The sequence below is a fragment of the Clostridium sp. ATCC BAA-442 genome, from assembly GCF_964239415.1.
Classification (GTDB): Bacteria; Bacillota; Clostridia; order Oscillospirales; family Oscillospiraceae; genus Flavonifractor; species Flavonifractor plautii.
In genome coordinates, this window is the sequence record NZ_CAXSQB010000065.1 from 1 (window position 1) to 7,920 (window position 7,920).

General features: G+C 62.3%; 8 protein-coding genes. 6 read left to right on the top strand and 2 right to left on the bottom strand.

The genetic code is table 11. The features are described 5' to 3' along the window. Positions 1 to 510: 510 nt before the first annotated feature. The gene (gene thrS, locus ACESY8_RS17765; RefSeq protein WP_054339089.1) at positions 511 to 2,280 is read left to right on the top strand and encodes a threonine--tRNA ligase; all 1,770 of its coding nucleotides are present in this window, start codon (positions 511 to 513) and stop codon (positions 2,278 to 2,280) included. A 176-nt stretch (positions 2,281 to 2,456) separates the two neighbouring features. Here thrS and ACESY8_RS17770 read toward each other — a convergent pair whose 3' ends face one another. After that, positions 2,457 to 2,762 carry a helix-turn-helix domain-containing protein gene (locus ACESY8_RS17770; protein WP_257592984.1) on the bottom strand — a complete coding sequence of 102 codons (306 nt, stop codon included), beginning with the start codon at positions 2,760 to 2,762 and terminating at the stop codon, positions 2,457 to 2,459. A gap of 127 nt (positions 2,763 to 2,889) precedes the next feature. Between ACESY8_RS17770 and ACESY8_RS17775 the strand changes: the two genes are divergently transcribed. The 5 genes from ACESY8_RS17775 (at position 2,890) to ACESY8_RS17795 (ending at position 6,414) form a co-directional block, all read left to right on the top strand. Further along, positions 2,890 to 3,468: a hypothetical protein gene (locus tag ACESY8_RS17775; RefSeq protein WP_055179237.1), complete on the top strand. Its 579-nt coding sequence runs from the start codon at positions 2,890 to 2,892 to the stop codon at positions 3,466 to 3,468. 87 nt (positions 3,469 to 3,555) lie between these two features. Continuing rightward, positions 3,556 to 4,530, top strand: a complete 975-nt coding sequence (locus ACESY8_RS17780) for a LysO family transporter (protein WP_035300610.1) — start codon at positions 3,556 to 3,558, stop codon at positions 4,528 to 4,530. A gap of 13 nt (positions 4,531 to 4,543) precedes the next feature. After that, on the top strand, positions 4,544 to 5,026 hold the full coding sequence (locus tag ACESY8_RS17785) for a CYTH domain-containing protein (protein ID WP_054339088.1): 483 nt from the start codon (positions 4,544 to 4,546) through the stop codon (positions 5,024 to 5,026). Then, complete coding sequence (locus tag ACESY8_RS17790; protein ID WP_054339087.1) at positions 5,026 to 5,622, top strand: helix-turn-helix transcriptional regulator; 597 nt, start codon at positions 5,026 to 5,028, stop codon at positions 5,620 to 5,622. The genes ACESY8_RS17785 and ACESY8_RS17790 overlap by 1 nt, the downstream gene beginning before the upstream one ends. A 123-nt stretch (positions 5,623 to 5,745) precedes the next feature. Next, the gene (locus ACESY8_RS17795; RefSeq protein WP_055179233.1) at positions 5,746 to 6,414 is read left to right on the top strand and encodes a phosphatase PAP2 family protein; all 669 of its coding nucleotides are present in this window, start codon (positions 5,746 to 5,748) and stop codon (positions 6,412 to 6,414) included. Here the strand turns inward: ACESY8_RS17795 and ACESY8_RS17800 are convergent. Beyond that, positions 6,411 to 7,667, bottom strand: coding sequence for an HlyC/CorC family transporter (locus ACESY8_RS17800; RefSeq protein ID WP_082382909.1), 1,257 nt, complete (start codon positions 7,665 to 7,667; stop codon positions 6,411 to 6,413). The genes ACESY8_RS17795 and ACESY8_RS17800 overlap by 4 nt on opposite strands. Positions 7,668 to 7,920: the final 253 nt, after the last annotated feature.

Genomic DNA, 7,920 nt, shown 5'->3' on the forward strand with positions numbered 1-7,920 from the left:
CCCCCCCCCCCCCCCCGCGCTCCGGGATAAAGTGGACTCTTGACTTTCCTTCCCCTCAGTGATATAGTAGGTCCGTTCAAATTGGCTTTGACGGAGACGAACCCGCACAGCGGCGGACAGAGAGGGACCCGTTTGGTGGAAGGGTCCCACGACACGCGGCGGCTGTACCACTCCCGAGCCGCCCGGGATGACCGGGCCGGGGCTTTCCCGTTACAGGAAGTCACAAGCGGCCAGTTGCCACGCTGCACGCCCTCTGCGGCGGCCAGCTGTTCCACGCTGTGCCGAACCTGCCGCCGGGCTTTGCCCGACCGTTCGTTCGGCCTGCGCGTGTTGCGGTTGTCCTGCCGGGCGTCTCTGTGTCTCTGGCAAGCAGGGTGGAACCGTGGGACGTATGACAGCGCCTCACCCCTGACACACTCAGGGGTGAGGCGTTTTTTGCTGTAACCCCGCCGCATTTTTACCGGGGCGCGCGCCGTGTGCCGCCCCACAGACGAGAAGGAGGTTATCAGAATGTCCGAAGAGAACAAGAACAGTGAATTTTCCTTTGAAAACGAGAGCTACCGCAAGACCTACTGGCACACCTGCTCCCACATTCTGGCCCAGGCGGTGAAGCGCCTGTACCCGGAGGTAAAGCTGGCCATCGGCCCCTCCATCGACGAGGGCTTTTACTACGACATGGACTCCCCCTTCCCCTTCACTCCGGAGATCCTGGAGAAGCTTGAGGGAGAGATGCGCAAGATCTGCAAGGAGAAGCTGAAGCTGGAGCGCTTTGAGCTGCCCCGGGAAGAGGCCCTCAAGTTCATGGAGGAGAAGGGCGAGCCCTACAAGGTGGAGCTGATCCATGATCTGCCGGAGGACGCCCACATCTCCTTCTACAAGCAGGGCGAGTTCACCGATCTGTGCGCCGGCCCCCATCTGGACTCCACCGGCCGGGTCAAGGGCAACGCCATCAAGCTGACCGCCTGCAACGCCGCCTACTGGCGGGGCGACTCCAGCCGCCAGACCCTCCAGCGCATCTACGGCATCGCCTTCCCCAAGAAGGACGAGCTGGACGCCTACCTCCAGCGCATTGAGGAGGCCAAGAAGCGGGATCACCGCAAGCTGGGGAAGGAGCTGGGCCTATTCACCATTATGGACGAGGGCCCCGGCTTCCCCTTCTTCCTGCCCCGCGGCATGGTGCTGAAGAACACCCTCATCGACTACTGGCGGCAGGTGCATAAGCGCTACGGCTATGTGGAGATCTCCACCCCCATCATGCTCAACCGCTCCCTGTGGGAGCGCTCCGGCCACTGGGACCACTACAAGAACAACATGTATACCACCGTCATCGACGAGGAGGACTTCGCCGTCAAGCCCATGAACTGCCCCGGCGGCATGCTGGTCTACAAGAACGAGCCCCACTCCTACCGGGATCTCCCCCTGCGGGTGGGCGAGCTGGGCCTGGTGCACCGGCATGAGCTGTCCGGCGCCCTCCACGGCCTGTTCCGGGTGCGCTGCTTCACCCAGGACGACGCCCACATCTTTATGACCCCCGACCAGCTCAAGGACGAGATCAAGAACGTGGTCAAGCTCTTTGACGAGGTGTACTCCGTCTTTGGCCTGCACTATGAGATCGAGCTGTCCACCATGCCGGAGGATCACATCGGCACCGTGGAGCAGTGGGAGCACAACCAGGACATCCTGAAAGAGGCCATCACCGAGATGGGCAAGACCTACGTGATCAACGAGGGCGACGGCGCCTTTTACGGCCCCAAGCTGGACTTCCACCTGGCCGACTCCCTGGGCCGCACCTGGCAGTGCGGCACCATCCAGCTCGACTCCCAGCTCCCCGAGCGCTTCGAGCTGGAGTACGTGGGCGCGGACAACGAGAAGCACCGCCCCATCATGATCCACCGGGTGGTGCTGGGCTCCATCGAGCGGTTCATCGGCGTCATCACCGAGCACTTCGCCGGCGCCTTCCCCACCTGGCTGGCCCCGGTGCAGGTCAAGGTGCTCCCCATCACCGACCGGGCGGCGGAGTACGCCGACCAGGTGGCCGCCAAGCTGGACGCGCTGGGCTACCGGGTGGAGACCGACCACCGCAGCGAGAAGATCGGCTTCAAGATCCGCCAGGCCCAGCTGGAGAAGGTGCCCTATATGCTGGTGGTGGGCGACAAGGAGGCCGAGACCGGCGACGTGGCCGTGCGCAACCGCCACGGCGGGCAGACCGTCATGAGCTTCGACGCCTTTGCCGCCAAGCTCAGGGACGAGGTGGACTCCAAGGCCCTGGAGCAGAACTGACCTTCCCCCGATTTTGATACGCCCTGGGCGGCCTATGGCCCCCCAGGGCGTATCTGTTCTTACGGGTCGTTTTCCCTCCCTGCCCCGTAGGTCTCTTTTTGCGGACAGGCCTTTCCATAGACCCCCAATTTCTCAAGAATGCACAGCGGCGGCCCGCGCATCCACGCAAGCCGCCGCTATTCCTTTGCTTTCATCGCGTCCACCAGCCGGGCCAGTGCCTCCGCTTCCCGCTCCGTCAGCCCGTCGGTGTGAATCGCCGGAGCCCTCTCCCGCTCCGGGAATACCAGCGCGTCTACCGAGAAGTCCAGCAGCTCCATCATCCGAAACAGCAGCGGGACGGATGGAATCCGCCGGGACCCCTCGATATTTTTAAGGTGGATGGGCGTTATATCCAGCATCTCTGCCAGACGCTCCTGGGTCAGGGCCTTTTTCATTCGGGCCAGTCGAACCGCCTCCCCAAGCGCTCTTTTCTCTATGCTCACTTCTATCAGCTCCCTATAAGGGTATCTTAAAGATAATATTCCCCCTTGCACATTTTCATTTAGAATACTATAATGTTTTCAAATAGATACCATTTTAGATTTGAGCTGGAACCGGAGGTGAGTCAGGGTGGAGATCGCCGTATCCCTTGCTGCAATTGCCATTGGTATCCTTTACTTAGTTGAAATTCACTTTGAAGCGTGGCTCCTTCTCCCTATTTTCCTGCTCGCCCCCTGGCCACTCTATCGACTAATCCGTCCGGCGGGAACCGCCGACTGGGCCGAACAGGACGCAGACCTCTATGCTGCATCGGTGACTCCCCTGCTCACCCTTTACGGTTTTCTACCACCGGATACCTCCCCGCAGCTTCTCCTCGCTCGTGACTGTATTAGCCTGCGCCTCTATGACCCGGCCCTTGGTGCACAGCTTCAGTCCCATTCTGCACATGGCACTGCTCCAGCCGGACTGGAGGAGATCGCGCTGGAACTCCGACGTCTGACCGGTACCCCGTGTGGTGAGGCGCTGTGCCGGTGCCCCGGCTTCGAGCTCACCCTGTCAGGAAACGGGACGGGCAACCTCCCCGTTCTTCTCCTGCGCCGCGCCATTCCCGATGGACTGTCCCTGGAGTGCTGCGCGGCCGCACTCCGGCGCAGATACCGGGGCGGCAGGCTTAAGGCCCTCTCTCTGCAAATATCCAGGGATCTCTGAGCTCAAAGGCTCCGGGGTAGACTTTCCCCTTTGTCCATGCTAAAATAGGATACAGTTCTTTCATAAACCTATAAAGGATGGATGGGAATGGGAACTACCCTCAGTACCCTGAGCAATCTGGCAATCTACATCGGCCTGGTGGTGGTGGGTGCCTTTCTGGGCTCCCGCAAGGCTCTGCGCAGCCGTCCCCTGGTGTGGGTGGGCAAGCTCCAGTTCGCGGCCCTCATGATCCTCATTGTCACCCTGGGCGTCAACCTGGGCGCCAACGACGAGGTGGTCTCCTCCCTGGGCCAGATCGGCCTGGCGGCCCTGGTGATCACGGTGCTGGCCATGGCCGGCTCCCTGCTGTGCCTCACCCTGCTGCGGCGGTTCGTGCTCAAGCTGGACCACTACGGCCTGCCCCGGGGCAGCGAGGCCGCCCGGGAGGAGGAGGCCCACCACGGCGGCAAGGCGGACAACTCCCTCACCTTCATCATTGTCATTGCCGTGGTGCTGGGAATGCTGGCGGGCCGCTTCGTGCTCCCCGCCGCCGTCACCGCCCACTGCGGCACGGTCATCAGCTTCGGCCTCTACCTGCTCCTCTTCATGGTGGGCATGGACATGGGCAAGCAGGGCACCCTGCTGGCCGACATCAAGACCGCTGGCTTCCAGGTGCTGCTGGTGCCGGTGGCGGTGTGCGCGGGCTCCCTGGCCTTCGCCGCCCTGGCCGGCCTCGTCCTCCCACTGGGGGTGAAGGACTCCATGGCCGCCGCCTCCGGCCTGGGCTGGTACTCCCTGGCCCCCACCCTGCTGGCCCCCTACTCCCTGTCGGTGTCCGCCGTGGCCTTCCTGTCCAACGTGATGCGGGAGATCTTCGCCATCATCACCATCCCCATCGTGGCCAAATACGTGGGCTATGTGGAGTGCGCCTCCCTGCCCGGTGCGGCGGCCATGGATACGGTGCTCCCCGTGGTGGTGGGCGCCACCCACGAGCGCATTACCATTTACTCCTTTACCTCCGGCGTGGTGTTGTCCCTGGCGGTTCCCCTTCTGGTGCCCGCCATCGTGACCCTGCCCTTCTGAGGAGGCCTTCTGTATGGAAATTGAACGCCGCTGGCTGGTGGAGGGCTGGCCCGCCCTGACCCCCTCCTCCGTCCTTCAAATGGACCAGGGCTACTTTGCCGTCCGCCCCGCCATCCGCATCCGCCGGGAGGCCGTCCTGGGCGGGGAGACCCGTTACATCCTCTGCTTCAAGGGGGGCGCGGGCCTGGCCCGGGAGGAGGTGGAGGTGGACGTGGACGAGGGGCGCTACCTCCGCCTCAGGGCCATGCTGTCCGGCCCCATGATCGAAAAGGAGCAGCGCCGCTATCCCCTTCCCGGCGGCCTCACGCTGGAGGTCAACCAAGTCGATCCCGCCCTGGAGAGCGGCTTCTACTACGCCGAGGTGGAGTTTGACACCGAGGCCGCCGCCCTGGCCTGGACGCCGCCGGAGGCACTGACAGCCTACCTCTCCCACGAGGTCACCGGCCAGCCCGGCGAGAGCATGGCGGCCTACTGGTCTCGTACCCGGAGGACGTAATGGAATTTTATGAAAAGCTTCAGCGCCTTCGGACGGAGCGGCATCTAACCCAGGAGCAGTTGGCCACGCAGCTCTATGTCTCGCGGACGGCTGTCTCAAAGTGGGAGAGCGGCAGGGGCCTGCCCAATCTGGAGTCCCTAAAGGCCATCTCCCGGCTCTTTTCCGTCCCCATCGATACCCTGCTCTCCGATGAGGCCCTTCCCGCCCCGGCAGTCCCGGCGCGCAGCCGCCGCCTGCTATCCGGTGCCTTGGCCTGCATTCCCCTTCTGATCCCCTTCCTTCCCCTGTTTTCCCGGCGGGAGGGCCCTCTTGTCCGGGCTGTTTCTCTTGTCTCTGGTCCGACTCTCTCCCCTGCCCTGTGCGGCCTTCTCACTGCGGCGCTCCTGGCTCTGGCTCTGTGCGGGATACTACCGCTACTCCTCCGCCGCAGCGGCGCCTGGCTCCGTCCCCCAATCTTGACGCTCCACGCCGGGATTGTGCTCCTTTGCGCCCTTACCCGCCAGCCCTACGCCACCGTACTGCTGTTTCTGCTCCTGCTGGTCAGGCTGTCTCTGGTACTCCATCCTGCCTCTGATAAGGCTGAAAAAGGCCCGTGACACGGATCGTGTCACGGGCCTTTTTCGATTGTGACAGCGCGTTTCTTGCCTTTTTGTTCCCCCCTCCCTAGGATGGTAGGTGCAGGGCCTGCACCCAAATCCATTTCATGAGGAGAGAATTCTATGAAACAAAAAAGCACTTTCTTCCTTGCCATGAGCGGACTGTCCTTTCTGCTTTTTGGCCTCCTAACTACCCTGGTACTTCTGGTGGATGTCCGTCCGGTGGGCCCTGGCGGCTCCGCAGTGGGATTGGCCAGCCTAAATCTGTTCGTCCTTCAGTGCCTGGGCGGTTCTCCCTTCTGGTACAGGCTCACCGAAGCTTTGGGTCTCGCAGCCATCCTGTGCGCCGCCGGTTTCGCCCTACTCGGCCTACTCCAGCTCCTTCAACGCCGCTCCCTTCGGCAGGTGGACCGCCGTCTACGGTATATGGGCGGGTTCTACGCTCTCGTTCTGGCCGTCTACCTCCTATTCGAGGCTCTGCCTGTCAGTTTCCGTCCTATCCTGGTAAACGGAAAGCTGGAGGCCTCCTATCCGTCATCCCACACCGTGCTGGTACTGTGCGTTATGGGTACGGCCCTGCTGTACCTCCATTCAATGGAGGGGAGGTGCCCCACCCGCCTTCTGTTAGGCGGCGCCTGCCTCCTGGCAATGGTTCTCACAGTCTTGGGGCGGCTACTGTCTGGGGTGCACTGGTGCACCGATGTGATTGGGGGTGTCCTGGTGTCCTCCGGGCTTGTGCTGCTGTATGCGGCTGCTGTTGCCCGGCTGGACATCTCCGGGCATCCGTCTTAGTTCTCCCCCTCCCCCGGGAGCACCGCCACCCGGATCTCCAGCACCCGGCGGTGATCCACCTTGGTCACCGTCACGTCCAGGCCATCGGAGACGAAGCGGTCGCCCTCCTCGGGCACCCGGCCGATCTGCTCCATCACCCAGCCGGAGATGGTGTTGGAGTCGCACTCCCCTTTTATCTTGAACAGGTCAAAGAGGTCGGTCAGATCGGCGGAGCAGGAGATCAGGTAGCTGCCGTCCTCCTGCTTCTTGAACTCCTCGATGACCTCGTCGTGCTCGTCCCAGATCTCGCCCACTAGCTCCTCCACGATATCCTCCAGGGTGACCAGGCCCTCGGTGCCGCCGTACTCGTCCACCACAATGACCATGTGGGCTTTCTCCCGCTGGAGGATGCGCAGCAGCTCGGAGATCTTGGTGTTGCCGGTGGTATAGAGCATGGGGCCCAGCATCTCCTTCACGCTGGTCAGGCCGCGGTAGCGGGCCGCGTGGAAATCCTTCTCATGGATGACGCCGATGATGTTGTCGATGTCCTCGTGGTACACCGGCAGGCGGGAATACCCGTTCTCAGCGAAGATCTTGGCGATCTCCTCCATGGAGTCGGTGTCCTCCACCGCCACGATGTCCACCCTGGGGGTGAGGATCTCCTCCACCTCCAGGTCGTGGAACTCGATGGCCGCCCGGATAAGGCGGCTCTCATGCTGGTCCAGGCCGCCCTCGCTCTCCGCCTGGTCCACCAGAGTGACCAGCTCCTCCTCGGTAATGCCGCCGTCCGCCGATTTGCGGAACACCTTGGACAGCAGCCGCTTCCACTGGGTAAACAGGAAGTTCAGCGGGGTAAGGACCGTACGGAGCACCCCCAGCAGCGGGGTGGCAAACATGGCAAACCGCTCGGGGGACTCCTTGGCCAGGCTCTTGGGGGAGACCTCGCCGAAGATCAGGATCACCACGGTCAGCACAATGGCGGACACGGTAGGTCCAGTCACCTCATCAATCAGGTGGATAAAGAGTACCGCGCCGATGGTGGTGGCCACGTTGTTGACGATGTTATTGCCGATAAGCAGGGTGGAGAGCAGCTTGTCGTAGTCCTCCGCCAGAGCCAGGGTACGGGCCGCCCGCTGGTCGCCTCCGTCTGCCCAGCTCTTGAGCCGCACCCGGTTCAGGGAGGTAAAGGCGGTCTCCGTGGCAGAGAAATAGCCTGACATGATAACACAGAACACAAGACCCACGATCATGGCGATACTGGCACTGTCCAACATAAGATAATATTCAACTCCAACTCTTTCAGTTTTGAAATCAACGCGCAAAGGGACAACCCTATCCCCCGCGGGTAAGGCTGTCCCTGACCGATTCCATTATGTACTTGCAACTAGGCGGAGGTTCGTCCACGAGGGCTCACCGTCTCCTTTTTGGTTTATTAGTGTGTAGTATAGCACAGCTTCCTGCAAAATGCAAGGGGAAGGTTGACTTTTCCTGTCCCGCCCCCCATAAGCGAAAAAACGCCGCCCCCCC